The organism is Streptomyces sp. YKOK-I1, assembly GCF_054660435.1.
The window spans coordinates 1553053-1578819 of sequence record NZ_BAAGDR010000001.1 but is presented as its reverse complement, the minus strand read 5'-3'; the positions used below and the strand labels follow the sequence as shown (position 1 = coordinate 1578819).

23 protein-coding genes are annotated in these 25767 nt (G+C 73.8%); 14 read left to right on the top strand and 9 right to left on the bottom strand.

Translation table 11 applies throughout. The features are described 5' to 3' along the window. Positions 1-90: 90 nt before the first annotated feature. Positions 91-1059, top strand: coding sequence for an alpha/beta hydrolase (locus tag ACYQ8Q_RS06470; protein ID WP_460062703.1), 969 nt, complete (start codon positions 91-93; stop codon positions 1057-1059). A gap of 18 nt (positions 1060-1077) precedes the next feature. After that, on the top strand, positions 1078-1794 hold the full coding sequence (locus ACYQ8Q_RS06465) for an alpha/beta fold hydrolase (protein ID WP_460062702.1): 717 nt from the start codon (positions 1078-1080) through the stop codon (positions 1792-1794). A gap of 274 nt (positions 1795-2068) precedes the next feature. On the opposite strand, the gene ACYQ8Q_RS06460 is transcribed toward ACYQ8Q_RS06465, so the two are convergent. Both ACYQ8Q_RS06460 and ACYQ8Q_RS06455 read right to left on the bottom strand, forming a co-directional pair. Continuing rightward, positions 2069-3022 (bottom strand): DUF1731 domain-containing protein, encoded by a 954-nt coding sequence (locus tag ACYQ8Q_RS06460; protein ID WP_460062701.1) that lies wholly within the window; start codon positions 3020-3022, stop codon positions 2069-2071. A 73-nt stretch (positions 3023-3095) separates the two neighbouring features. After that, the gene (locus tag ACYQ8Q_RS06455; protein WP_460062700.1) at positions 3096-3473 is read right to left on the bottom strand and encodes a peptidase inhibitor family I36 protein; all 378 of its coding nucleotides are present in this window, start codon (positions 3471-3473) and stop codon (positions 3096-3098) included. A 263-nt stretch (positions 3474-3736) separates the two neighbouring features. Between ACYQ8Q_RS06455 and ACYQ8Q_RS06450 the strand changes: the two genes are divergently transcribed. Together ACYQ8Q_RS06450 and ACYQ8Q_RS06445 are read left to right on the top strand one after the other, a co-directional pair. Beyond that, on the top strand, positions 3737-5791 hold the full coding sequence (locus ACYQ8Q_RS06450; protein ID WP_460062699.1) for a galactose-binding domain-containing protein: 2055 nt from the start codon (positions 3737-3739) through the stop codon (positions 5789-5791). A 22-nt stretch (positions 5792-5813) separates the two neighbouring features. Then, the gene (locus tag ACYQ8Q_RS06445) at positions 5814-6416 is read left to right on the top strand and encodes a TetR/AcrR family transcriptional regulator (protein ID WP_460062698.1); all 603 of its coding nucleotides are present in this window, start codon (positions 5814-5816) and stop codon (positions 6414-6416) included. Here the strand turns inward: ACYQ8Q_RS06445 and ACYQ8Q_RS06440 are convergent. Together ACYQ8Q_RS06440 and ACYQ8Q_RS06435 are read right to left on the bottom strand one after the other, a co-directional pair. After that, a complete protein-coding gene (locus ACYQ8Q_RS06440; RefSeq protein WP_460062696.1) occupies positions 6403-7320 on the bottom strand; it encodes a pyridoxamine 5'-phosphate oxidase family protein in 918 nt (305 codons plus the stop codon). The two genes, ACYQ8Q_RS06445 and ACYQ8Q_RS06440, sit on opposite strands and share 14 nt — an antisense overlap. A 4-nt stretch (positions 7321-7324) precedes the next feature. After that, complete coding sequence (locus tag ACYQ8Q_RS06435; protein ID WP_460062695.1) at positions 7325-8017, bottom strand: hemerythrin domain-containing protein; 693 nt, start codon at positions 8015-8017, stop codon at positions 7325-7327. A 138-nt stretch (positions 8018-8155) separates the two neighbouring features. Here ACYQ8Q_RS06435 and ACYQ8Q_RS06430 point away from each other — a divergent pair, with 138 nt between their 5' ends. The 5 genes from ACYQ8Q_RS06430 (at position 8156) to ACYQ8Q_RS06410 (ending at position 15832) form a co-directional block, all read left to right on the top strand. Further along, positions 8156-11566 carry a BTAD domain-containing putative transcriptional regulator gene (locus ACYQ8Q_RS06430; protein ID WP_460062693.1) on the top strand — a complete coding sequence of 1137 codons (3411 nt, stop codon included), beginning with the start codon at positions 8156-8158 and terminating at the stop codon, positions 11564-11566. A gap of 53 nt (positions 11567-11619) precedes the next feature. Beyond that, on the top strand, positions 11620-12378 hold the full coding sequence (locus tag ACYQ8Q_RS06425; protein WP_460062691.1) for an IclR family transcriptional regulator: 759 nt from the start codon (positions 11620-11622) through the stop codon (positions 12376-12378). 107 nt (positions 12379-12485) lie between these two features. Further along, on the top strand, positions 12486-13634 hold the full coding sequence (locus ACYQ8Q_RS06420; protein WP_460062690.1) for a PP2C family protein-serine/threonine phosphatase: 1149 nt from the start codon (positions 12486-12488) through the stop codon (positions 13632-13634). Positions 13635-13688: 54 nt separating this feature from the next. Next, a complete protein-coding gene (locus ACYQ8Q_RS06415; protein ID WP_460062689.1) occupies positions 13689-14468 on the top strand; it encodes a hypothetical protein in 780 nt (259 codons plus the stop codon). Beyond that, positions 14465-15832: an alpha/beta fold hydrolase gene (locus ACYQ8Q_RS06410; protein WP_460062688.1), complete on the top strand. Its 1368-nt coding sequence runs from the start codon at positions 14465-14467 to the stop codon at positions 15830-15832. The genes ACYQ8Q_RS06415 and ACYQ8Q_RS06410 overlap by 4 nt, the downstream gene beginning before the upstream one ends. 36 nt (positions 15833-15868) lie before the next feature. Here ACYQ8Q_RS06410 and ACYQ8Q_RS06405 read toward each other — a convergent pair whose 3' ends face one another. Then, the gene (locus tag ACYQ8Q_RS06405; protein WP_460062687.1) at positions 15869-17551 is read right to left on the bottom strand and encodes a sigma-54-dependent Fis family transcriptional regulator; all 1683 of its coding nucleotides are present in this window, start codon (positions 17549-17551) and stop codon (positions 15869-15871) included. Between the two features lie 133 nt (positions 17552-17684). Between ACYQ8Q_RS06405 and ACYQ8Q_RS06400 the strand changes: the two genes are divergently transcribed. The 5 genes from ACYQ8Q_RS06400 (at position 17685) to ACYQ8Q_RS06380 (ending at position 22634) form a co-directional block, all read left to right on the top strand. Then, on the top strand, positions 17685-19448 hold the full coding sequence (locus tag ACYQ8Q_RS06400) for an FAD-dependent oxidoreductase (protein ID WP_460062686.1): 1764 nt from the start codon (positions 17685-17687) through the stop codon (positions 19446-19448). Positions 19449-19466: 18 nt separating this feature from the next. Next, positions 19467-20360 (top strand): dioxygenase family protein, encoded by an 894-nt coding sequence (locus ACYQ8Q_RS06395; protein ID WP_460062685.1) that lies wholly within the window; start codon positions 19467-19469, stop codon positions 20358-20360. Continuing rightward, a complete protein-coding gene (locus tag ACYQ8Q_RS06390; RefSeq protein WP_460062684.1) occupies positions 20357-21427 on the top strand; it encodes a maleylacetate reductase in 1071 nt (356 codons plus the stop codon). The genes ACYQ8Q_RS06395 and ACYQ8Q_RS06390 overlap by 4 nt, the downstream gene beginning before the upstream one ends. A gap of 24 nt (positions 21428-21451) precedes the next feature. Continuing rightward, positions 21452-22363, top strand: a complete 912-nt coding sequence (locus ACYQ8Q_RS06385; protein WP_460062683.1) for a YceI family protein — start codon at positions 21452-21454, stop codon at positions 22361-22363. A 67-nt stretch (positions 22364-22430) separates the two neighbouring features. Next, entirely contained in the window at positions 22431-22634 is a 204-nt protein-coding gene (locus ACYQ8Q_RS06380) for a hypothetical protein (RefSeq protein WP_460062681.1), read from the top strand. A gap of 5 nt (positions 22635-22639) precedes the next feature. Here the strand turns inward: ACYQ8Q_RS06380 and ACYQ8Q_RS06375 are convergent, their stop codons facing one another. The 4 genes from ACYQ8Q_RS06375 to ACYQ8Q_RS06360 form a co-directional block, all read right to left on the bottom strand. Next, entirely contained in the window at positions 22640-23524 is an 885-nt protein-coding gene (locus ACYQ8Q_RS06375) for an HTD2 family dehydratase (RefSeq protein WP_460062680.1), read from the bottom strand. A gap of 34 nt (positions 23525-23558) precedes the next feature. Next, positions 23559-24152: a thiamine pyrophosphate-dependent enzyme gene (locus ACYQ8Q_RS06370; protein WP_460062679.1), complete on the bottom strand. Its 594-nt coding sequence runs from the start codon at positions 24150-24152 to the stop codon at positions 23559-23561. Beyond that, on the bottom strand, positions 24152-24691 hold the full coding sequence (locus ACYQ8Q_RS06365) for a phosphonopyruvate decarboxylase (RefSeq protein ID WP_460062678.1): 540 nt from the start codon (positions 24689-24691) through the stop codon (positions 24152-24154). The genes ACYQ8Q_RS06370 and ACYQ8Q_RS06365 overlap by 1 nt, the downstream gene beginning before the upstream one ends. An 88-nt stretch (positions 24692-24779) precedes the next feature. Further along, positions 24780-25715, bottom strand: coding sequence for a LysR family transcriptional regulator (locus tag ACYQ8Q_RS06360; protein WP_460062677.1), 936 nt, complete (start codon positions 25713-25715; stop codon positions 24780-24782). Positions 25716-25767 lie beyond the last annotated feature (52 nt).

Here is a 25767-nt window from a genome sequence, read left to right as displayed (position 1 = left end):
GCCGGTGCACTCGCGGGCAAGGCGCGGCGACCCGGCGGAACTAGCGTCCGTGAGGAGAACAACGCACATCTAGACACAGCAGGAGATGCCATGTCCGACGTCGTAGAGCCGGTCGTGCCGGTGCTCGAGCCCGAGGCCGCGGCGTTCGCCGAGGCGACCGCGAACCCGCCGTACCTGTTCGACCTGCCTCCGGCGGAGGGCCGGAAGGCGGTCGACGAGGTGCAGTCCGGTGATATCGCCAAGCCGGCGGTGGACGAGGAGTGGATCACCGTCGAGGGTGGTCCGACGGGGAGTGTGCGGGCGCGGATCGTGCGCCCGGCCGGTGCCGGGGGTGCGCTGCCGGTGATCTTCTACATCCATGGTGCGGGCTGGGTGTTCGGTGACGCGCACACCCATGACCGGCTGGTACGCGAGCTGGCCGTCGGCGCCGAGGCCGCGGTGGTGTTCCCGGAGTACGACCTGTCGCCGGAGGTGCGGTATCCGGTGGCGATCGAGCAGAACTTCGCGGTGGCGCGGTGGGTGGTGCAGGAGGGTGCGTCGAAGGGCCTGGACGGTGCGCGGATCGCGGTGGCGGGTGACTCCGTCGGCGGGAACATGGCGGCGGCGCTGACGTTGATGGCGAAGGAGCGGGGCGGTGTCCCGCTGGTGCGGCAGGTGCTGTTCTACCCGGTGACCGACGCCTCCTTCGACACCGCGTCCTACCGCCAGTTCGCGGAGGGGTACTTCCTGCGGCGGGACGGGATGCAGTGGTTCTGGGACCAGTACACGACCGATGCGGGTGAGCGGGCGCAGATCACCGCGTCCCCGCTGCGGGCGACGGTGGAGCAGCTGAAGGACCTGCCTCCGGCGCTGGTCATCACGGGTGAGGCGGATGTCCTGCGGGACGAGGGTGAGGCGTACGCGAACAAGCTGCGCGAGGCCGGTGTCCCCGTCACCGCCGTCCGCTTCCAGGGCATCATCCACGACTTCGTGATGCTCAACGCCCTGCGCCCGACCCACGCCGCCGAGGCGGCCATCACCCTCGCCGTCGGCACCCTGCGCGACGCGCTGCACGTCTGATCCCAGGAGAGCATCACCATGTCCACCACCCCCACCGTCGTCCTCGTCCACGGCGCGTTCGCCGACGCCACCAGCTGGTCCGGCGTCATCACCGAACTCCAGGGCCACGGGATCCCCGTGATCGCCCCGCCCAACCCCCTGCGCGGCCTCGCCTCCGACGCGGCCTACGTCGCCTCCGTCGCCGCCCAGATCGACGGCCCCGTCGTGCTCGTCGGCCACTCCTACGGCGGCGCCCTGATCACGGTCGCCGGTGTCACGGAGAACGTCGTCGGGCTCGTCTACGTCGCCGCCTACGTCCTGGAGGAGGGCGAGAGCCTCGGGGAGCTCCAGGGCCGCTTCCCGCTGGCCCCGCTGGTCAGCAACCTCAAGGAGTGGACGTACCCCACTCCGAGCGGGGAGACCGCCGTCGAGGTCACCATCGCCGAGGACGCCTTCCCCGGTGTGTTCGCCGCCGACGTCCCCGCGGACGTCACCAAGGTGCTCGCCGCGGCCCAGCGCCCGCTGGCCGCCGCCGTGTTCGAGGAGAAGGCCGCCGCGGCAGCCTGGCACACCAAGCCGTCCTGGGCGCTGATCGCCGCCGCCGACGAGGCCATCAACCCCGAGGTGGAGCGGTTCGGCGCCCAGCGGGCCGGGGCGACCGTGGTGGAGCTGGAGGGCGCCTCGCACGCGGTCGCCGTCTCGCGCCCCAAGGAGGTCGCCGAGCTGATCCGTGACGCGGTGCGCGCCACGAGCTGACGCTCTCCCGAAACACCGCGCGGACGACGCCCCCTGTGCACGTCCGCGCGGTCCCGGGCTGCCGGACCCGGTGCGCCACCAGCGCACCGGCAGCTGATGGACGCCGTACACGATCCCGTCGTCCTTGAAGGGGATCTCCGCCGGCTTCGCCGCGACCCGCAGGCCGGGCACGCGGCGGAACATCGTGCCGTACGGGAACGTCCCCGGTCATGCAACCGCAGCGACCTGACGACTCCCCGTCAGAACACTGACGTTCGCCGGTACGTGACCCGCGTCATGGCGTTGGCGGGCGGTGTCTGCGACGTCGTACGAGATCCTCGGCGGCCCCCGGCCAGTGCGGGTGGTCGAAGGTGAAGCCCGCGGCCTGCAGACGGCCGGGGACGACACGCCGGCTCTTCAGGAGCAGTTCGGTGTCCGAGCGCAGGGCGACAGCGCCCAGCTCCGCCATCCACTTCGTCGCCGGCAGCCCCACCGGGACGCCCCACGCGGAGCGCAGCTCCCGCATGAAGGCGCGCTGCGGCAGGGGCGCGGGGGCGGCCAGGTTCACCGGTCCGGCGAGGTCGTCGCGCTGGACGAGGAACTCCACCGCGCGCACGAAGTCCCGGTCGTGGATCCAGGACACGTACTGCGCGCCGCCCGCCACCGGTCCGCCCAGACCCAGCCGGGCCAGCCAGGACATGACGTCGAACACCCCACCCCGGTCCGGGCTCATGACCATGGCGGAGCGCAGCGCGACCTTACGGGTGTGCGGGGTGCCGGCCGCCGCCAGCTCCCGCTCCCAGGCGGTGGCGATGTCGACGCTGTAGCCCCAGTACCCCGGCACACCGCTCTCGTGGCCGCCGAGCACCCCGGTGTCCTCGTCGTTGGCCGCGTCGTAGCGGTGGGCGTAGATCGTCGCGGTGCTCATCTGGAGCCACACCCCCGGCGGCCGCGCGGCGGCGGCGATCGCCTCGCCCACGACGCGTGCCGAGTCCACCCGGGAATCCATCATGGCTTTCAGGTTCTCCGGGGTGTAGCGGCAGCTCACGCTTCGCCCGGCCAGACCGATCACGACGTCACTGCCGTCGACCTCCTCGAACCAGGCCCCCGGGGTCCGCCCGTCCCACGCGACCTCGCCCGGCCCGGACGGCCGCCGGCTCAGCACGACGACCTCGTGCCCGGCCGCCGTCAGGGCCCGCCGCACCACCTTTCCGACCTGCCCGGTCCCTCCGGGCACCACGAACTTCACGAGCGGACTCCCCTCACCGTGTGCCAGGGAGCCTACTCTGTTTTGAACGCGTTCAAAATCGCTGCCGGATGGGCTACCAGCAGGGCTTGAAGGAGCTGATGCGGTCGTTGGCGCCCTCCACCAGGACACCGGCGGCGGAGCGGGCGGGGACCCACATCAGCATGTCCCCCTGGTAGTCGATGTTCTGGTAGAAGCAGATGTCCCGGTCGGTCCGGTTGACGATGGAGCTGGTCCGGTCGTTCATGTAGTCGCCGATGTTCGACCGGTACGGATCGGTCTGGCCGACCATGCGTCCCTGGAAGTAGATGTCCTGGAAGACGCACACCATCGCCGCGGGGCAGTCGCTCTCGGCGGCGCTCGCCGAGGGGGCCGCGGCCAGCGTGGCACCGACCAGGGCGGCCGTCATCGCCGCGGGTACGGCGGCTCGTCGGACGATTCGCTTGAGCGTCATGGGTTTCCGTCCTTCGTTCAGGAATGTTCCGGAAGGAAGGGAATCACCGTCCGATTGTTCAACTGTTGTCCATCGTCGCGGAGTTCCTCTCTGCCGCCACTTCTCCCCGCGCATCAGGTCAAGCGTCCCGGACTCTTGACTCGGAAAGGCGTCAGTCCGCATTCTCGACCCACTATCTTGCGTCGGTCATGACAACCCCAAGGGCGTTCAAAGCGTCCTCGTCGACCGCGCGACCCGCCGACCGAGGGACGTGGGCTGTGACCATGACCGGACGCCCGTACCGCAGACGCCGCGACGTCACCGTCGTCTCGCTGCTCCTTCTCGTACTGGCCTCGATCCTCGGCCCCGCGCAGAGTTCTGCGGCCGGGACCGACTGGTGGACGCCCACCTCCCGGCCGTCCCCCGACTCCCAGATCAACGTGACCGGTGAGCCCTTCACCGGCACCAACTCCGCCGGGGAGGTGCGCGGGTTCGTCGACGCGCACAACCACCTGTTCTCCAACGAGGCCTTCGGCGGCCGGCTGATCTGCGGCAAGGTGTTCTCCGCGTCCGGTGTCGCCGACGCGCTCAAGGACTGTCCCGAGCACTACCCCGACGGCACCCTCGCGCTCTTCGACTACATCACCCACGGCGGTGACGGCAAGCACGACCCGGTCGGCTGGCCGACCTTCGCGGACTGGCCGGCGTACGACTCCATGACCCACCAGGCGAACTACTACGCCTGGGTGGAGCGCGCCTGGCGCGGCGGACAGCGGGTGCTGGTCAACGACCTCGTCACCAACGGCATGATCTGCTCCGTCTACCCCTTCAAGGACCGCAGCTGCGACGAGATGACCTCGATCCGGCTCCAGGCGAAGCTGACGTACGACCTCCAGGCCTACATCGACACGATGTACGGCGGCACCGGCAAGGGCTGGTTCCGGATCGTCACCGACAGCGCGCAGGCCCGTGAGGTCATCAAGGCGGGCAAGCTGGCCGTGATCCTGGGCGTGGAGACCTCCGAGCCGTTCGGCTGCAAGCAGATCTTCGACATCGCCCAGTGCAGCAAGGCCGACATCGACAAGGGCCTCGACGAGCTGTACTCCCTCGGCGTGCGCAGCATGTTCCTGTGCCACAAGTTCGACAACGCGCTGTGCGGCGTCCGCTTCGACGAGGGCGGCCTCGGTACGGCCATCAACGTCGGGCAGTTCCTGTCGACCGGCACCTTCTGGCAGACCGAGAAGTGCACCACCGCCATGCACGACAACCCCATCGGCACCGCCTCCTCCGACGCCGAGGCCGACCTGCCGGCGGGCACCGAGGTCCCCGAGTACGACGAGAACGCCCAGTGCAACACCCGCGGACTCACCTCCCTCGGCGAGTACGCCGTGCGCGGGATGATGAAGCGCAAGATGATGCTCGAGATCGACCACATGAGCGTCAAGGCCACCGGCCAGGCCCTGGACATCTTCGAGGCCGCCGGCTACCCGGGCGTCCTCTCCTCGCACAGCTGGATGGACCTCAACTGGACCGAGCGGGTCTACTCCCTCGGCGGTTTCGTCGCCCAGTACATGCACGGCTCCACGGACTTCGTCACCGAGGCCAAGCGCACCGAGGCGCTGCGCGACGAGTACGGCGTCGGGTACGGCTTCGGCACCGACTTCAACGGCATCGGCGACCACCCCGCCCCGCGCGGCGCCGACGCCGCCAACAAGGTGACGTACCCCTTCAAGAGCGTCGACGGCGGCTCGGTCATCGACAAGCAGACCACCGGCTCCCGCACCTTCGACTTCAACACCGACGGCGCCGCCCAGGTCGGCATGATCCCCGACTGGATCGAGGACATCCGCAAGGTCGGCGGACAGGACGTGGTCGACGACCTCTTCCGGGGCACCGAGACCTACCTCGACACCTGGGGGGCCACCGAGCAGCACCAGGCCTCCGTCAACCTCGCCAAGGGGCAGACGGCCACGGCCAGTTCGTCCGAGTCCAACCCGCTCACCAGCTACCAGCCGGGCCGGGCCGTGGACGGCGACGACTCCACCCGCTGGGCCAGCGACTGGAGCGACGACCAGTACTGGCAGGTCGACCTGGGCTCCACCAACCTGGTCTCCCGCGTCACCCTCGACTGGGAGCGCGCCTACGGAAAGTCGTACCGCATCGAGCTCTCCACGGACGGCACCACCTGGACGACCGCCTGGTCCACCACCTCCGGCGACGGAGGCCTGGACACGGCCAAGTTCACCGGCACCCCCGCCCGCTACGTCCGGGTCCACGGCCTGGACCGCGGCACCGACTGGGGATACTCGCTGTACGAGGTGGGCGTCCACAGCGCCTGACGTACGACAACGGGGGACACGCATGGCACGGATGCCGTCGGCGCAGCGGCGCAGACAGCTGACGGAAGCGGCGATCAGAGCGATGGCCCGGGACGGCGTCCCGAGGACGACCACCCGGTCCATCGCCGCCGAGGCCGGGGTGTCCCTCAGCGTCTTCCACTACTGCTTCGACTCCAAGCAGGCCCTCGTCGAGTCCGTCATCACGACGCTCACCGCCCACTCGGTGAGCGTCGTGAAGGAGGCGCTCCTGCCCAGGGCCGGCCTCGGGGAGACGGTCCGGGCCGGGTTCCAGGCGTACTGGGACCACGTCCGCGCCCACCCCGACGAGCACATGCTGACCTACGAACTCACCCAGTACGCCCTGCGCGAGCCCGGCTTCGCCCACCTGGCACGCCGGCAGTACGAGCTCTACGAGGAGGCCTACGCCGAGCTCATCGGGGAGCTGTGCCGGGGCATGGACCTCGAACTCGGCGTCCCCGTGCCGGTCCTGGCCCGCTATCTGGCCGCGATGACCGACGGGCTGACCCTCAACTACCTGGTCCTCGGTGAGGCGGCCGCCGGGACGGACGTCCTCGACATGGTCACCGCCCATGTCGCCGGGCTGGTGCGGGTCAGCGGGCCTTGACCTGCGCCACCAGCGCCTTGAACTCCGCCCATTGGACGGGCGGTTGCGCCAGCCCGCGGCGCTCCAGATAGCGGGCGGTGGCCCGCCGGGTGTGGCCGAGGACCTTGAACGCGTCGGTGGGCCGCCCCGAACCCATCGGCTCCACCACCCGCTCCGGCACCAGCAGCCAGGACTCCCCGGCCCTCCTCAACTCGCCCCGCACCAAGGCGTTCTGCATGTGGTTGATCTTCTCGTCGTGCCGGTGCACCAGCAGCGAGGCCGGACCGGGGGCGGCGGCGCAGTCGGCGGGGACCGCGACGGCGAAACCGCCGTCCGCCGGGACGGGCCGGGTCCGCGCCAGCACCGGCGCCCCCGAGGCGTCCCGCGCGGCCAGTACCGCGCTCGCGTACCGGGCGAGCCGATCGGCGCCCGGCAGAGCGCCGGGCGCCGGCGCGCCCGCCGCCGGCGGTGGCACGAACGGCTCCCGTACGACCACCTGGTCCGGCGTGACCGTGATCAGCAGCCGCAGGTAGTACCAGGCCATCATCCGGCGCAACGGCACCGACACGTACGCGCGGCTGTGCGGCTGCCGTTCGAAGAGCATCCGCCAGTAGTCCTCGGCGCCCTGCGGACCCGTCCTGATCTCGTCCGGGCACTCGGCCCGGCCCCCGACGAACACCTCCGGGGCGACGTCCAGTCCGCTGCCGGTCGGGTCGGAGAAGAGCAGCGCCACCCGCCCGTCACGTCGGATGTTCAGCGCCTTCTGCGCGAACGCCAGGGACGTGGACAGCAGCAGCGTCCCGTCCGGGCGCCGCTGGACCGCCGTCGGCCAGACCAGCGGCGTGCCGTCCTTGCCGAGCGTGACGAACTCGCAGGTGCGGTAGGCGTCCAGGACGTCGAGCGGGGCGGAGTCGAGTACGGCCATGTCCCTACCGCCCTTCCAGCGGACCGCGGATCGCGCGGACGGCGGCGGCGTACTGGCGTCTGCCGACCGCCGCCCACAGCAGCCGGCCGAGCAGCGGGGCCTTGCCGAGGAAGAACCGCCGCTCCTCGGGCGTCGCCTCCTCCAGCAGCGCGCCGAGGGCGATGAACAGCTTGTTCTTCGGTATGCGCTCCAGACCGCGCGTGCCGACCAGATCCCACTCCGGGACGGTCAGGTGCTCGGCGATCAGCGGGAGCACCAACTGCTCCTCGTCGTCGAGGTGTTCGAGCAGGGCCGTGCGGTGTGCGTCGAGCGCCAGGGCGAGTTCCTCACCCGCGATGGGGTCCGCCGCCCGCTCCCAGAGGGGCGCCCACTGGGCCACCGCCTCGAGCGTGTGGTCGATCCGCCGGTGCTGCTCCTCCATCCGGTCGACCAGCTCGGCGTCGTGCGCGGCGCGGGCCTGCAGCAACGGCCAGACCAGCTCGTCCTCCAGCGCGTGATGGTGGTGCAGGCCGTCCACGTACTCGCGCAGATGCCCGGCGACCTGTGCCGCGCGGGCCGTGCCGCCGTCCGGCACCGCCCGCACCAGCCGGGGCAGCAGCGCCGACTCGCGGCGGAAGACACGGTGGACCACGACCATCTCGTGGGTGTACGGCCGCTCGGCCGTGGGAAGTTCGTCAGTCGTACTGCTGGGGGACACGCTCGGGGGCTCCAACGCTCAGGTACCGGCAACGGCCTCCCAGGCTCCCGCCGCCGCTTGGCGTCTGCTTGGCGTCCGCTTGGCGCGTTTATCGTCCGTTGACCGGATCGCGCGGCGGCTCGGGTAGATTCCCGCGGCGTGCTGCGTATTCGAGTCCTGGGTTCGCTGGGTGCCGAGGTCGGGGGCACACCGGTCGGGCTGGGCGCGCCCCGGCAGCGGGCCGTGCTGGCGCTGCTGACGGCGGCCCGGGGCAGCGTCGTACCGGTGGACCGCATGACCGACGCCCTGTGGCGCGGCGAACCGCCCGCCAAGGCCATCGTGTCCCTGCACACCTACGTCTCCCATCTGCGGCGCACCCTGGAGCCCGGGCGGCCGCCCCGCACCCGGGCGACCGTCCTCGTCACCGCCCCGCCCGGCTACGCCCTGCGGCTGCCCCAGGACGCCGTGGACGCCTGGCACTTCGAGGCCTCGGTGCGCCGGGCCCGGCGGGCGCCGGCCGAGGAGGCCCGCGCGCTGCTCGCCGAGGCCCTCGGCTGGTGGCAGGGGCCCGCCTACGCCGAGCACGCGGACGAGAGCTGGGCCGCGGCGGAGGTCGCGCGCCTGACGGAACTGCGCACCGAGGCCCGCGAGCTCGCCGCCGCGGCCGACCTGCGCACCGGCCGGGCCCCCGAGACGGTTCCGGCGGCCGAAGTCCTCGTCCGCGAGAACCCGTTGCGCGAGGAGGGCTGGCGGCTGCTCGCCCTCGCCCACTGGGCCCTGGGCCGCCAGGCCGACGCCCTCGCCACCCTGCGCCGCGCGTCCCACGTCCTCCGCGAGGAACTGGGCTGCGACCCGGGCCCGGCCCTCACCCGACTGGAACGGGCCGTCCTGGCCCAGCGCTTGGACCTCCTCCACGAGGCGGCACCGCCACCGATGACACCACCCACGCCCGGCGCGGCGCCGGTCGGCCACACGACGACGAGACGAACCCAGTCCGCCCCCGTTCCCGCCCCGCCCCCGAACTCCCCCGACCTCCGCCCCGGAAGCGCCCCCTTCGTCGGTCGTACCCGGGAACTGCTCGCCCTGGACGCGGCGGCGGGGAGTGCCCGGTACGGGGGAGGGGTGGTGCTGGTGAGTGGGGAGGCCGGGGCCGGGAAGTCGGCGTTGCTGGAGCGGTTCGTCCGGGGGTTGCGGGCCGGCGGGTGGGCGGTCGTCGTCGGGCGGTGCCCCGAGTACGAGGGCGCGCCGCCCGCCTGGGCCTGGGTCGAGGCGCTGGGCGCGCTGGCCCGGGACCTGCCCCCGGCCCGGCCCGCCGAGCTCGACGTGCTGCTGCGCGAGCCGGCCCGCACCGCCGCCGCGACCCGCGACGAGGCGACCGCCGGACGCTTCCGTATGCACCGCGCGTTCGCCGCCTGGCTGCGGGCCGCCGCCGGGGCCGCCCCGCTCGCCGTCGTCCTGGAGGACCTGCACCGCGCCGACGGCGAGACCCTCGCCCTGCTCGAAGCCGCGGCCGCCGTCACCGGCGTCCCGCTGCTGACCGTCGCCAGCTACCGCCCCGCCGAGGTGGGGGAACACCTGGTCAAGACCCTCGCCCAGCTCGCCCCGGGCGCCCCGCACCGGGTCGTGCTGCGCGGGCTGCCCCCGGCGGACGTCGCCACCGTGGTCCACGCCGTCTGCGGCGAACCCGTCGACGCGAGGACGGTGGCCGCCCTCGCCGAGCGCACCGGCGGCAACCCCTTCTACGTCCTGGAGAGCGCCCGGCTGCTCGCCGACGAGGGCGCACTGGTCGCCGTGTCGGAGGTGCCGCAGGGCGTCCGCGACGTGCTGCGCCGACGGCTGGCCCTGCTGCCCGAGGGCGCCCGCGCCGCCGTACGGCTCACCGCGGCCGTCGGCCTGGAGGCCGAGCTGGCGCTGCTGCTCGACGCGGCCGACGCCGACGAGGACGCGGTGCTGGAGGGGCTCGACGCCGCCCTCGCCGCCGACCTGCTCACCGAGCCGGGACCCGGCCGGGTGCGGTTCGTGCACGCGCTGGTCCGCGACACCGTCTACACCGACCTGTCCGGGGTCCGGCGCGCCCGGCTGCACGGCCGTATCGCCCGCGTCCTGCGCCGGCACCGCCCCGACGACCTCGCCGCCCTCGCCCACCACTTCGCCCGCTCCGGCAGCCCCGCCGACGCTCCCCTCGCCGTCGACTACGCCCTGCGCGCCGCCGAGGTCGCCGAGCGGCGCTACGCCCATGACATCGCCGTCGACCTGCTCCAGCAGGCGATCGACGTGCACACCACCGCCGTACGCGACCCGCACGGGCGGCTCGAACGCACCGTGGGACTGCTGGTGCGGCTGCTCGGGGCGCAGATCCGGGCCGGTTCCACGGACGCGGCCCGGCGCACCCGGCAGCGGGCCGTCGAGCTGGCCGAGCAGGCCGACCGGGGCGACCTGGTCGCCGCGGTCTACGGCGCCTGGACCGAGCCCTCCGGGTGGCGCAGCAGGCTGGAGGGCCCGTACGACCGCACCTCGCTGGCCCGGCTGGAGCGGCTCGCGGCCGACCCCGGTCTGGACGACGCGACCCGGGGCCGTGTCCTGCACGTCCTGGTCGACGCGGTGGCCGCCGAGGACCCGCCGCGGGCCCTGGAGGCGGCCCGCACCCAGCTCCGGCTCGCCCGCGAGGGAGACGACCCCCGGCTCCTCGCCGCCGCGCTGATGACCTCCGCCCGGCTGCTGCCGAACGAGCTCCAGGGCGCCGCCCGCGGCCCGCTCGTCGCCGAGCTGCGCGAGCTGGCCCGCGCCCACGACCTGCCCGCCTACCGCTGGATCTGCGAGCATCTCGACGGTATGACCGCCGCCGCCCTCAACGATCCCGAGACGGTCCGCCGCCGCACCGCCGACGGGCTGGCCCTCGCCCGCCGCTACGGCATGCTCTGGGCCCAGGGCCTGGGCGCCGCGGCCTCGGCGATGCTGGCGAACGTCGCCGGTCGCTTCGACGCCGCCGAGGCGGGCTACGCCGAGGCCGACGGCCTGCTCCAGCGGGTCGGCGCACACCACGCCACGGGACTGCGCACGCTCGGCCTGATCACCGTCCGGTGCGCACAGGGCCGGTTCACCGAGGTCGAGCGGATGATCCGCTCGGTGTACGACTTCGCGGGCCCGTCCGTGGGGGTTCTGCTCGCCCTCGTCCTGACCCGCCTCGGCAGGGCCGACGAGGCGAGCGAGGTGCGCTTCCCGGCGGAACCGGTGGCCGACCACCTCTACGGCATCGAGCTGGACTTCCGCGCCCAGCTCGCCGTCCTGCGGGCCGACCACACCACCGCGGCCGCGCTGATCGAACGGATGCTGCCCTTCCGGGACCAGCTCGCGGGCGCGGCCGGCACGGCGTACGCGAGCCGTCCCGTCGCCCACGCCCTCGGCGATCTCCACCGGCTGCTCGGCGAGGACCGGTCGGCCGCCGAGCACTACGCCCTCGCCGCCCGTACCGCCGAGGCCTGGCGCTCCCCCCACCTCGCCGCGGACGCCCGCCGGGCGGCGGCCGCGCTGGAGGCGGCCCGCACCGGACGGCCCACCGTCGTGCCGTAGCGGCGCGGGGCGCACGCCTTGCCTGTCGCCCGTGCCCGGCGCACGCTGGTCCTATGGCTGGGCAGGACGGGCCCACGCTCATCACGTCCGTGCAGCGGGCCTTCCGGCTGCTGGAGGCGGTGGGCGCGCACGAGAACGGCGCGCCGGCGAAACAGCTGGCGCGGGAGACGGGGCTGCCCCTGGCCACCGCCTACCACCTGCTGCGCACGCTGGTCCACGACGGATACGTGCGCAAACTTCAGGACGGCGGCTTCGTCCTGGGCGAAAAGCTGCGCACGCTGCACACCTCGGGCCGGGGACAGGCCCTGCTCAGCCGGGTCCGGCCCACCCTCGCCGCGCTGCGGGACGAGCTCGCCGGCGCCGCCTACCTCACCTTCTACGAGGAGGGCGAGATCCGCGTCGCCGAGATCGTCGACGGCCCCCGGACCCCCCGCGTCGACCTCTGGGTGGGCTTCGAGGACGCCGGACACGCGACGGCGCTGGGCAAGTCCGTGCTGCGGGAGATGGACGAGGAGGCCCGCAACGACTACCTCTCCCGCCACCACCTCGCCGATCTCACCCCGCGGACGATCACCAGCACCCCGGAGCTGCTGCGCCGGCTCGACGCCTCACCCGTGGCCCCGGCGGTCACGGACCTGGAGGAGTACGCCCTCGGCACCGTCTGCGTCGCCGTCCCCGTCTACAGCGGCGACGTCCTCGGCTCGCTCGGCGTGTCCCTGCCCGCCGACCGGCTGCCGCGGCTCCGGGAGATCCGCGACCGGCTGATCCCCACGGCGAACCGCGTGACCAGGGGCCTGTCGCTCACTATCTGAAATCCCGCACCTTGTGACACCGGTGTCGAACCCGTTTTCCTATATCAAACGGACATTCCGGAACACAGACCACGACGCCGACTACAGACGAGGACTGCGGACGCGACATGAACCAGGCCCGACACCGTGGCGCCGGCCACGAGCCGACGCACCTGTTCAGGCACGTGGTGGCGGGACCCGTCCTGCCCGTGCTGATCGTTCTCGGCGTGATCCTGGTCGACCTCGTCGGCGGTGCCGGGCTGACCTGGCTGCCCCTGCTCGCGGCCGGCCCCGCGCTGGCCGCCACCACCAACGGCCCGCGCGGTGTCCTGTACGTCGGACTGCTCGCCGGTGTGCTCGGCGCGGTGCTCGGCGTCCGCAACGCCGTCCCGGCCCGGGAACTCGTCGCCGTCCTGTCCGCCCTCGCGGCCGTCACCCTGGCGAGTGGGCTGGCCAGTGCCCTGCGCGGGCGCCGGGAGCGCGTCCTCGCGGCCGTCCGCTCGGTCGCGGAGGCCGCCCAGCACGCGCTGCTGCTGCCCGTGCCGGAGATCGTCGGCCCGTTCCAGGTGGCCGTCCGCTACAGCGCCGCCGCCGCGGAGGCCCGGATCGGCGGGGACCTGTACGCCCTGGTCTCCACGCCGTACGGGGTCCGGCTGCTCGTCGGTGACGTGCGCGGCAAGGGGCTGCCGGCCGTGGGGACGGCCGCGCTGGTGCTCGGCGTCTTCCGCGAGGCCGCCCACGACGAGCCCGACCTCCTCGCCGTCGTCGACCGGATCGAGCGGAGCCTCGCGCGCAACCTCGGCCCCGACGACTTCGTGACCGCCGTGGTCGCCGGCCATCCGCGCGACGGCGAGCTGGAGGTGGTGAACTGCGGACACGCCCCGCCGCTGCTGGTCGGCGCCGCCGGGACCGTCACCCCGGTCGAGCCCACGCATCCCGCACCGCCGCTGGGGCTGCGCGCCCTCGCCGGCGAGACCCCCGCCCTCCAGGTGCTCCCCTTCGGCGACGGCGACCAGTTGCTGCTCTACACCGACGGGGTGACCGAGGCCCGCGACCACGGGCGGGAGTTCTATCCGCTCGTCGAGGGGCTGGGCCGCCATGTCACCGACGAGCCCGCCCGCACCCTCGACGCCCTCCAGGACGAACTGCTCGCGCACGTGGGCGGCCGGCTGCACGACGACGCGGCGCTGCTGCTCCTCCGCAAACCGGCCGCCGAGGCTCCGGTTGTTCCCCAACCCGCCTGCGGAGGGCTGGTGTTGGGCGACCGTCCGGTGTGACCAGCGAGGGTCCCCGCTGTGTGACCGCTGTGACGGGTGTTGCAGACTGGGCGCATGATACGCATGAGGAAGTTTGCAGCCGCGCTGTTAGCGACAGCGGCCGCGCTGCTTGCGACACCCCCCACCGCCTCGGCCACCCCCACCCCCCACCGCCCCCTCTTCCGGGAGAGCTTCGACCGCCTCCCCCTCGGCCCGGTCACCGCCGGCCGGGGCTGGACCACCGACACCTCCCACGGCTCGCTCACCGTCGAACCGAGCGCCACCGGACCCGGCCGCGAACTGCGGCTCCACACGGAGGGCAACGGCCGCGCCTTCCTCGTCGTGGACGACCTCGCCCCCGCCGGCAACAGCTTCTGGGCCAGACTGCGGCTGCGCGTGGACTCCTTCCCCACCGCCCCCGACTGGGCCCACTGGACCCTCGCGGAGGCCTCCGGCTCCGACGCCCCCACCCTCGTACGCCCCCTGGGCGGCCAGTACGTCCCCACCGAGAAGGCCAATTTCTGGGGGGTCGGCTCCGACCTCGGACCGACCGGGGACTGGACCGCCTGGCAGACCTCCGCCCCGGCCGCCGCCGGCCGCTGGAGTTGCGTGGAATTCCATCTCGACGCCACCGACAACCGCGTCACCGTCTACCTGGACGGCGTCGAACGGCCCGAGCTGACCGTCTCGACCGACGAGCACGGCGGCACGGCCGACGACTTCGTCTTCCCCTCCTTCGACCGGCTCGAGCTGGGCTGGCAGCTCTACCAGGCCGACCCCACCCCCACGTCGTACGACCTCCGCATGGACGACGTGGCGCTGAGCACCCGGCGCGTGGGCGGGTGTGCCGCATGAGCCGGGGCATCTCGCGCAGGGCGCTGCTGGGCGGGGCGGCCGGCGGGCTCGCCCTGGCACCGGTCGTCGCCGGTCGGGCCGCCGCCCAGCCGTACGTCCCGCCCGGCGCCCGGGAGCCGTACGTCCCGTTCGCCGTCGGCGCCGGGGGCGGCCCGGCCGGGACGGACCGGGTGCGGGTGCTCAAGGTCGGCTCCGACACCGCGCCCCTGGTGCTGGTCATGGTCCCGGGCATGTTCGGCGCGGCGAACGACTTCCGGCTGCTCGCCCGCGATCTCGTCACCGCCGTGCCCGGGGTCCAGGTGTGGGCGTTCGACCGGCGCGAGGAGAACCTGGCCGACCGCTCCGGGTTCACGGGCGCGGACCCGGCCGCGTACTACCTGGACGGCCGCTACCGCGCGCAGGACCCCGCCACCTCCGCCTTCGCCGCGCACTGGGGTCTGGCCCGCACCCTGGAGGATCTGGACACCGTCGTCCGGGCCGCCGCCCGCGGCGGCCGGCGCCGGGTGGTGCTGGGCGGTCACTCCTGGGGCGCGACGACGGCGATGGCGTACGCGGCCTGGGACTTCGACGGCCGCCCGGGGCACCGGGGCCTCGCGGGCCTGGTGCTGGCCGACGGCGGGGTGCGCGGCGCGTTCGACGGCACGGGGGCTCCCGTGGCCGACTCGCCCGACGAGGTGTCCCGGCGGCTCGCGGCGATCGACGGCGGCGCCGTCTTCGACCTGACCCTCAGCGGGGTCGGACTGGGCGCCCGCGCCGAGTCCACCCAGATCTGGTACCAGCTCGCCGGCTGGTACGCGCACCACGACCCCGAAGGGCGCTCGGTCCTGCAGCCCCGGATGCCCGAGGCCCTGCGCCCCTCGGTCCCGGTCACCAACGCCGCCCTGCTGGGCACCCTGGTGGACGCGGGCTTCGGCTGGCCGAACGACATCAGTGTGCACTCCGGCCACCTCACCGGCAGCGGTGCGGTGCGCGGCTGGGCCGACGAGGGCATCACACCGCTCGCCCGGGTCGCGGAGGCCTACGCGGGCGGGCCCGCGCCGGGCGTGTGGGAGTGGTACTGGCCGGCCCGGCTGTCGGTGGACCTCGACGTCAGCGACGTCTACGCCGAGACCGACCTGGCCCGCTCGCTCGGACTGCGGCTGCGGCACGGCACGGGTCTGGACGTCCCGCTGTACGCCTTCGAGACGAGCTACGCCCGGGGCACGATCGTGTCGTCCGCCCGCCGGGTGGTGGCCGACTCCCGGGTCCCGTACGCCGCCTACGCGAGCGACGAAGGGATGAACCACCTCGATCCGCTGTTCGCCGCACCGCCGCACAACACGCTCACCCGCACCCTCGCGCCGTTCCTCGCCGGACTGGGCTGAGCAGCCGCGCCGGGCGGGCGTGCGCCACCGGGTTCCTCAGACCCGGTAGCCCCGCAGCTTCCGGTACAGCGTGGCGCGGGCGATGCCCAGGGCCGCCGCCGTCCGGGCCTTGTTGCCGCCGTGGGTGTGCAGGGCCTCCAGGATGGCGGCGCGCTCCGCGTGCTCCATCGGGCTGAGCGGCCGGTCCGCCGGACCCTCCCGTACGGGGTCCGGCAGCTCGGCCCGCCGGACCGGACCGGTCGCCCGCCGGTGCTCGGCCAACGCCCGCACCAGATGGGCGAGTTCGGTGACGTTCCCGGGCCACGGGTGCCGCTCCAGGGCGTGCAGGGCGTCCAGCGTCCAGGTCAGCGGGGGCTGCCCCGGCGTGGGCCGGGGCGCCAGGGCGGTGACCAACTCCCGGATGTCCTCCGGGCGTTCGCGCAGCGCCGGGAGTGTGACCGAGCGGGCGGCCAGGGTGTCCAGGAGCCGCTGGAGACAGGGCCCCGGGGGCGCGCCCGGGGTGTAGGTGATCAGCAGGGGGACGCCGGGCCGGTCCTCGAGCAGTGAGTTGAGCGCCGCGGTGCCCGACTGCGCCAGCCGCTCGACATGCCGGATGAGAAGCGGGCGCCCGGTCAGCAACTCGCCCACGTCCGAGCCGAGTTCGTCCTCCGCCGCGTCCAGGGTCGTCGCCGGGGCCGGCATCAGTCGCCGGGCGAGGGAGGTCTTCCCGGTGCCTCGCTCGCCGACCAGCAGCAGCGGCTCGGGATACCTGGTGAGCTCCGACGCCCGCCCCACCGCGTGCCGCCAGGGCACCGACCGCCCGGCCAGCCCGACGGCGGCCCGCACGGCCGGGGCGGGTGCCGGGGCGCTTCCGGTCGGCCGCAGCACGGCCACCGCCCCGACGACCTCGCCCAGGTGGGTCACGGGGGTGAGGTCCGCACCGGGAGCGGTCGTGCCGTCCGCCCGCCGGATCAGCGTGACCGCGTCCCGTTCCAGCGCCGCCAGTCCTTCGGGCGACAGCAGCCGTTCCGCCGCCTCGCTCATGAGCCGGTTGCGTCCGTCGAGGGCGACGACGGCGCCGCCCCGCTCCCGCAGGGCCCGCAGATAGGCGTCCAGCAGCACCCGTTCCGGCGCCCGCGCCTGGGCGAGCAGCCCGGCCTCGACGGCGCTCGCGGCCGCCTCGGCCAGCGGGGCTCCGGGATGCGGGGCGCACTCCGCGCACAGCCGCGCGGTCACGGTGACCGTGCCCAGGGGGCGCCCCGTCCCGGGCGCCCGGACCGGCACGCTGACCGCGGACACCTCCTGCCAGACGTCCAGGAAGTGCTCCGGTCCGTGCACCTCGGACCGGCGGCCGGTGCGCAGGGCGAGAGCCGCGCTGTTGTGGCCGACGAGCTGCTCGGAGAGGTCGGGGCGGAGCAGCTCCGGCGCGCAGCCGTGTTCCCACAGCACCCGCGGCCGCTCGTCGGTGAGCAGCAGGGCCGTCCGGTCGGCGTCCAGTGCCGCGGCGACGCGCTCCAGGACCGGCCGGGCGGCGGTCAGCAAGGGGGAGTCGGACGGCCGTACGGGAAGCGAGGGGCCGGCCGCGTCGTGCCGTACCCCGTGGAACCGGGCGCGCTTCCATCCGGCGAGGACCTCCTCCGGTACTCCGTCCGGGAGTTGACGTCCCCTCAGGAACAGCTCGCGGGCCCTGCGCAGCGAGGTGCGGGCAGGGTCCGCGGGAGGGTGCTCTGTGGTGGTCACGGCGGCGATCACCCTACCCGGAACGGTTGAACACGCAACAACTCTGCGGTGCTGTCTCGTATTGAGACACCCGCACCCCTGCTCCCCGCTACATGATCTTGGACGGTCGGTAGCTGTCCTCACTGTCTGGAGCATGCCCGTGCACACCGCCGAGCCCGATGTCGTGACCGACGTACTGATCGTCGGCAGCGGACCCGCGGGCGCGTCCGCCGCGCTCGCGCTGAGCACCTACGGCGTACCGAACATCGTCGTCACCCGCCACGCGAGCCTCGCCGACACTCCTCGGGCGCACATCACCAACCAGCGCACCATGGAGGTCCTGCGCGACCTCGGCGTGGAGCGCGAGGTCGTCGCCAAGGCCACCCCGCAGCACCTGATGGGCGACACGACCTTCTGCACCGCCCTCGCCGGCGAAGAACTGGGCCGGGTCCGCTCCTGGGGCAACGACCCGCTGGTCCAGGCCGCGCACGAGCTGGCCAGCCCCACCCGGATGTGCGACATGCCTCAGCACCTCATGGAGCCCGTCCTCGTCGACGCGGCGGTGGCCCGCGGCACGAACCTGCGCTTCAGCACCGTCTACAGGTCCTTCGTCCAGGACGCCGACGGGGTGACGGTCACCGTCGAGGACCGGCTGCGCGGCGACGAGTACACCATCCGCGCCCGCTACCTCATCGGCGCCGACGGCGGCCGCTCCCAGGTCGCCGAGGACGCCGGACTGCCGATGGGCGGCCAGATGGGCGTGGCCGGCAGCATCAACATCGTCTTCGACGCCGACCTCACGAAGTACACCGCGCACCGCCCCTCCACCCTCTACTGGGTGCTGGCGCCCGGCGCGACCGTCGGCGGCATCGGCGCCGGCCTGGTGCGCTGCGTCCGCCCCTGGAACGAGTGGCTGATCGTCTGGGGGTACGACGTCACGGCCGGCGCCCCCGACCTGACCACCGAGTACGCCGAGAGCATCGTCCGCAAGCTGGTCGGCGACGACGAGATCCCGGTCACCGTCAAGTCGTCCTCGGCCTGGACCGTCAACGAGATGTATGCCGAGACCTACTCCCACGGCCGTGTCTTCTGCGCCGGGGACGCCACGCACCGCCACCCGCCGTCCAACGGCCTCGGCTCCAACACCTCCGTCCAGGACGCCTACAACCTGGCCTGGAAGCTCAAGCTCGTCCTCGACGGCACCGCCTCCCCGGGACTCCTGGACACCTACACCGCCGAGCGCGCCCCGATCGGCCGCCAGATCGTCACCCGCGCCAACAAGTCCATCGGCGAGACCGCCCCCGTCTTCGAGGCCCTCGACGGTCTCTCCCCGCAGACCCCCGAGCAGCTCTGGGCCAACATCGCCGCCCGCAAGGACGACACCGAGGCGGCCCGGCAGCAGCGGGCACGACTGCGCGAGGCGATCGCCCACAAGGTGTACGAGTTCAACGCCCACGGCGTCGACCTCAACCAGCGCTACAGCCCCGACGACTCCACCGCGATCGTCTCCGACGGCACCCCCGACCCCGGCTTCGACCGCGACCCCGAGCTGTACCACCAGCCCACCACCCGCCCCGGCGCCAAGCTCCCGCACGCCTGGATCACCGCGGGCACCCGCACTCTCTCCACCCTCGACACGGTCGGACAGGGCCGCTTCACCCTGCTCACCGGTATCGGCGGCACCGGCTGGCTGCGCGCGGCCGCCGCGCAGGACCTGGAGATCGCCACCGTCGTGATCGGGCCCGGCCAGGAGTACGAGGACCCCTACGGGGACTGGGCGCGGCTCAGCGGGATCGCCGACGGGGGAGCGCTGCTGGTGCGCCCCGACGGGTACGTGGCCTTCCGCCACGCCGACGCGGCCGAGGACGCCGAGCGGTTGCTCACGGCCGCGGTGCGGCGCATCCTCGGGCATGCCTGAGCGGGAAGGACCCCGGACATGACCACCCCCTCCACCACCCCCTCCACCACGGCCTACGCCACCCATCTCACCGAGGCCGTCGTCGACAGCCTCGACGGCACCGCCGACCCGCGGCTGCGGGACCTGCTCGCCGCCCTCACCCGCCATCTGCACGCCTTCGTCCGCGAGACACGGCCGACCATGACGGAGTGGGAGAAGGCGATCGGCTTCCTCACGGCGACCGGGCAGACCTGCACCGACACCCGGCAGGAGTTCGTCCTGCTGTCGGATGTGCTCGGCGTGTCCATGCTCGTCGAGACCCTCAACAGCGGCGGCCAGGAGGACGTCACCGAGTCGACGGTCCTCGGCCCCTTCCACATGACCGAGTCCCCCGTCCGCGCGCTCGGCGCCGACATCGACCTGGTCGGCGGCGGCGAACCCTGCGTGGTCAGCGGGCGGGTGCTGGCCCCGGACGGCGCCCCGCTGCCCGGCGCGGTCCTGGACGTCTGGCAGGCGAACCCCGAGGGCTACTACGACGTCCAGCAGCCCGGCGTCCAGCCGGCCGGCAACGGGCGCGGACTGTTCACGGCGGACGACGAGGGCCGCTTCTGGTTCCGCACCTGTGTGCCGAGCCCCTACCCGATCCCCACCGACGGCCCCGTGGGCGCGCTGCTGAAGGCCACCGGACGCCACCCCTACCGCCCGGCCCACATCCACTTCATCGCCTCCGCCGAGGGGCACACCCCGGTCACCACGCACCTCTTCGTCGCGGGCGGCGACCATCTCGACTCCGACGCCGTGTTCGCCGTGAAGGAGAGCCTCGTCCAGGACTTCGCCGAGACCGACGACCCGGCCCTGGCCCGGGAGTTCGGCGTCCCGAACCCGTTCCGGCACGCCCGCTTCGACCTCGTGCTGAACCCGGCCCGGTCATGAAGGAGTTCACCCACGAGACCCCGCCCATGCGGGTCGTGCTGCGCTCCGGGGCCGCGCTCACCGCGACCCCCGGCGAGGCCGAGCGGCTCGGCCTGCGCAGGCTGCTGGTGGTCTGCGGACCCCGGGGGGCGCAGACGGCCCGGGCGGTCGCCGACGCCCTGGGCGCCGCCTGCGCCGGACTGCACGCCGAGGCCCGGATGCACGTCCCGGCCGAGGTCGCCGACCGGGCCGTCGAGGCGGCCCGCGCGGCCGGCGCCGACGGCTGCGTCGCCGTCGGCGGCGGTTCCGCCATCGGCCTCGGCAAGGTGATCGCCCTGCGCACCCACCTGCCCCTGATCGCCGTGCCCTCCACCTACTCCGGATCCGAGATGACCCCCGTCTGGGGCCTGACCGAGCACGGCGCCAAGCGCACCGGCCGCGACCCGGCCGTCCTGCCGCGCGCCGTCGTCTACGACCCCGAACTCACCCTGTCCCTCCCGCTGCCCCTCACCGTGACCAGCGGTGTCAACGCCGTCGCCCACGCCGCCGAGGCCCTGTACGCGCCGGACACCTCACCCCTGGTGGCGCTGACCGCCGAGGAGGGCGCCCGGGCCATGACCGGCGCCCTGCCCGACCTCGCGGCGGACCCCCGGGACCCCGACGCCCGGGGCCGCGCCCTCTACGGGGCCTGGCTCTGCGGCGCCGTCCTCGGCGCCACCACCATGGGCCTGCACCACAAGCTGTGCCACGTCCTCGGCGGCACCTTCGGCCTGCCGCACGCCGAGACCCACACCGTGCTCCTGCCGTACGTCCTCGCCCACAACGCGCCCGCCGCACCCGAGGCCATGACCGCGCTCGGCCGCGCCCTGGACACCGACGACGTCCCGAACGCCCTGCGGGACCTCTCCGGACGGCTCGGCGCACCCCGCTCCCTGGCCGCGCTCGGCCTCACCGAGGCCGACCTGCCCGGTGCGGCGGCCGCGGCGGCCTCGGGGACGTACCCCAACCCGCGGCCCGTCACCGAGGCGGGCGTCCTCGGCGTCCTGCGCGCGGCCCTCGTCGGCGACGCGCCGGACAGCGCATCCTGACCCACGAGACCGAAAGGTGAACCCATGCCCCTCGGACTGCTCCGGCGGCGCCCGAAGAAAGCCGCCGGGGACGCTCCGGCCCGCCTGTTCCCGCTCCCGGCCGGAGCGGGCGCCGTCGTCCGCGAGGTCCTGGACCCGGTGAACCAGCCCCTGGGCGCCGCCGAGGTGACCGTCACCGAACTCCGCGGCCACCAGGTCGTCGCCCGTGGCACCACCGACCCGTACGGCCTGTTCACGGCCGTCCTGCCGCCCGGCGGCTACAGCGTGCTGATCGTCGCCGAGGGGCTCGAACCGCACCGGGAGACCGTCGAGGTCGTCGCCGAGGCCGGACTGGCCACCCGGCGCGTGTGGCTCCAGCCGGCCCGGCAGGCCGAACTCCCGGTCCCCGGCACCTGGCTCTTCGACCCGCCGCACACCGCGATCCGCTTCATCGCCAAGCATGTCGGCATGGCCCATGTGCACGGCCGCTTCGAACGCTTCGAGGGCGGTATCCAGGTCGCCCAGGACGTCTCCGACTCCCGCGTCCACGTCCGGATCGACGCGTCCAGCATCACCACCGGCAACCACACCCGCGACACCCATCTGCGCTCGGCCGACTTCCTCGACGTCGACCACTTCCCGTACATCGACTTCCGCAGCACCCGCTTCGCCTACAAGGGCGGCAGCAAGTGGACGCTCCAGGGCACCCTGACCATGCACGGTGTGAGCCGGTCCGTGGCCCTGGACACCACCTACCTGGGCATGGTCAACGGCGGCTACGGCGAGGAGCTGCGCTGCGCCGCCCTGGCCAAGGCGGAGCTGCACCGCGAGGACTACACCCTCAACTGGCGTTCCATGCTGGCCCGGGGCATCGCGGTCGTCGGCCCGACCGTCCAACTGGAGCTGGACGTCCAGGCGATGTACCGCACGCACGACACGCCCACCCCGCCGGAGTGACGTTCGTACGTGTGGACGTGGGAGGTCCACACGGCCCGCAGGACACCGTCCAGGGCCACCCCCCCCGGTGCACCAGCTCGCGGCACGGCACGCCTCCGCCGAGCGGCTGGCCGTGCGCAGCGCCGAGGGGCCCTCGGCGGCCTCGGGAGAGTGCCGCGCGGACTTCTCGGCGGCCCCGGCCGCGGTCCGCACCGCCCAGGCCACGGGCCCGGGCCTCCGCGACAGCGACTCGCTCATCGTGACGCCCACCTCGCCGCCCGCCGCCCCTTGACCGGATCACGAGGGCGGCGAGGACGGGCTTCCCCGGTCGAAGGTCACCTCGGCCGTGGCATGACGGGCCTCACGGTGGGTCGCGAGGCGCAGCCGGGCACCTTCGTCGCCCGGGGTGCCGTCGGCGAGCAGGTGCTCGCCCGCGAACGCCGGCCGGTGCAGCCGGTACGACAGCGACCGCACCGGCCGCTCGGGGGCCTCGCGGCGCACCAGTTCCAGCATGAGCAGCGCCAGCAGCGGCCCGTGCACGACCGGAGCGGGGTAACCCTCGACATCACGGCAGTACGGGGTGTCGTAATGGATGCGATGGGCGTTGGCGGTCAGCGCGCTGAACCGGAACAGCAGGGTCTCCTCCGGGCGCAGCCGTGCCCGCCACGGTCCCTCCGGCTCCGGTACGGCCGTGCCGTCGACGCCGGCCAGGAGGCTCGGCGGCGGGCCGTCCCCCGACCGGTAGACGATGTCCTGTTCCTCGACCAGGCGGAGCCGTCCGCGCTGGCGGAACTCCTGGCGTTCGGTGACGAACAGCAGTTCGCCGCTGCGGCCCCGCTTGGGCGTCACCGCGGCCAGGCTGCTGACGCGTTCGGCCGGTTCACCGAGCCGCAGCGGCTCGTGGATCTCGCAGCGGCCCCCCGCGAACATCCGTCGCCGGCCCGGGATCGGCGGCAGGAAGCGGGCGTCGCGCAGATGCCCGTCCGGGCCGAGGGCCCGCTGCGGCGGCCAGTGCAGGAAGTACAGCCACTGCCACAGCGGCGGCAGCGGCTCGCCCAGGGCCGCGGCGGGTCCGGGCAGGTCCAGCAGGGCCGACAGCGCGGCGGCCGGACCGGGCGGCAGGGCGTCCTCGTCCGTGACCGGCCCGGGACGCCAGGACTCCACATGGGAGGCGAGGGACATGCGGTGTGCCTTTCCTGTCGGAGGGCCGGCCCTCTCAGAAGGTGGGCAGGCCGAGTGCGGCGCGGAAGGAGTTCTTGTTGGCGACACCGTCACGGGGCGGCAGGGCGCGCGGCGGTGCGTCGGCGGTGATGAGGACCTGGGCGTACGTCGTCCCGGAGCGCGCCGCGATCCGGCCGGCGAGGTCCTCGGCCTGTGCGGGGTCGCTGATCCGTACGGCGTCCCGGATGCCGAAGCCGCGCGCCACGGCGACCAGGTCGGTGCCCAGACCGGTGTGGCTGGGCTGCATCCCGGTCTCGCCGAAGTGGGCGTTGTCGAGGACGACGAGCGTGAGGTTCGGCGGGAGCAGAGCGCCGATGGTGGCGAGGGTGCCGATGCCCATGAGGTGTTCGCCGTCCCCGGTGACCGCCACGACCGGGCGGTCGGGCCGGGCGAGGGCGAGTCCGAGGGCGACCGGGGCGGCGGCGCCCATCGCGCCCCACAGATAGAAGGTCCCGGGCCGGTCCCCGGCGGCGAACACGTCGTAGCCGGGGGATCCGAGGCCGGTGACGACGAGGGTGTCCTCGGGCAGCCGGCCGACCAGGTCGGCCACGAAACGGCGGCGGTCGAGCCGCGGCAGGGCGGTGGTCATCAGTCGCGCTCCCACTTCTTGCGGCCGATCAGCTTCTGTCCGAGCAGGACGGCGACCCGCTCGCCCGCCCCGAACACCGATTCCAGCGCCGCCTCGACGGTCTCCGCGACCTCCTCGGGGCGGTCGGCCCGCAGCACGCTGACGCCCATCAGCTCCAGCGCCTGCCGGGTGGTGCGGCCCATGGGGCCCTGCCAGGGGTTGAACTCGGCGTACTCGCCCCGCATCGTCACCAGTGTCAGGAAGGGGAACCGGCACATCGCCGGCAGGGACAGCATGTTGACGCAGTTGCCGACACCGCTGCTCTGCATCAGCAGCACGGCCCGCTGCCCGCCCAGCCAGGCGCCGGCGGTCACCGCGACGCCCTCCTCCTCGGTGGTCAGCACCACATCGTGGATCGCCGGATCGCGCCGGGCCTCGCGGAGGGTGTGGGAGTGTCCGGCGTCGGGGACGTGGGCGATCTGCCGGACGTCGTACTTCTTCAGCGCGGTGAAGACGTCCTCCTGCCAGGAGGGCGGTGCGGGGGAGTGGATCTGGCTCATGCCCCTCATCATGGGCGGTGATGACAAGGCGTGAACAATAGAAAATCCTGATCCCGTCATGCTCAGCCCGTATGTTCAGCCCGTATGTTCAGCCCGCATGGGCCGGCCGGGCGGACGGCCAGCTGCCGCGCCCGACCGCCGCCTCGATCTGCCGGACCAGCTCCCGGGCGACGACCCGGACCGCGGGCGGGGTCCGGCCCGCCCGGGGAGTGGCGAGCACGATCGAGCGCCAGACCTCGGGCTCGCACAGCGGCGCGGCGCTCAGCGTGCCGCGCGCCACGTCCTCGGCGATACCGACACCCGGCAGCACCGTCCAGCCGTGTCCCGCGAGGACCAGCTGCTTCTGCACCCGCATCGAGTTGGTCTGCACGGCCACGTCCATGGCGGTCCGGGCCCGCCCCGCCGCGCCGTCGATCAGCGCCCGCAGCGCATGACCGGACGCGGGCATGACCAGCGGACGGGCCGCCACCTCGGCGAACGGCACCGGACGGTCGGCCCGCAGCCCGGCCGCCGGGGGAGCGACCACCCACAGCCGCTCCCGCACCAGCGGACGGGCGTTGAGCGAGGGCGTGCTGTCCAGGTTGTAGAGCAGCGTCAGATCCAGGTCGCCGTCGTCCAGCCAGCGCTGGAGATGCCCGGAGTAGCCGGTCATCAGCCGCAGTTCGACGCCCGGATGCTCCTGGGCCAGCGCCGACACCAGGGGTTCGGCGAGCAGGTCCGCCGTGCTCTCCAGCAGACCGGCGGTGACGATCCCGGTCACCGCGCCCGGTGCGGGCTGCACCTCGGCGCGGGCCCGCTCCAGCTCGTGCAGTGCCCGCCGGGCGCGCTCCACCATCACCGTCCCGGCCTCGGTGGGCCGCATGCCCTGCCGGGTCCGCTCGAAGAGCGGGACGCCGAGTTCCTCCTCCAGGGTGCGGATCTGCCGGGTCACGGCCGGCTGCACCAGATGCAGCAGCTCGGCGGCGCGGGTGACGCTGCCCACCTCGGCGACCGTGACGAGCGCCTTGAGCTGTTTGAGGTCCATCGTTCTCCCGTCGTCCCCGCCGGTCATCCCACCCGGTCATCCCCACCCGGCA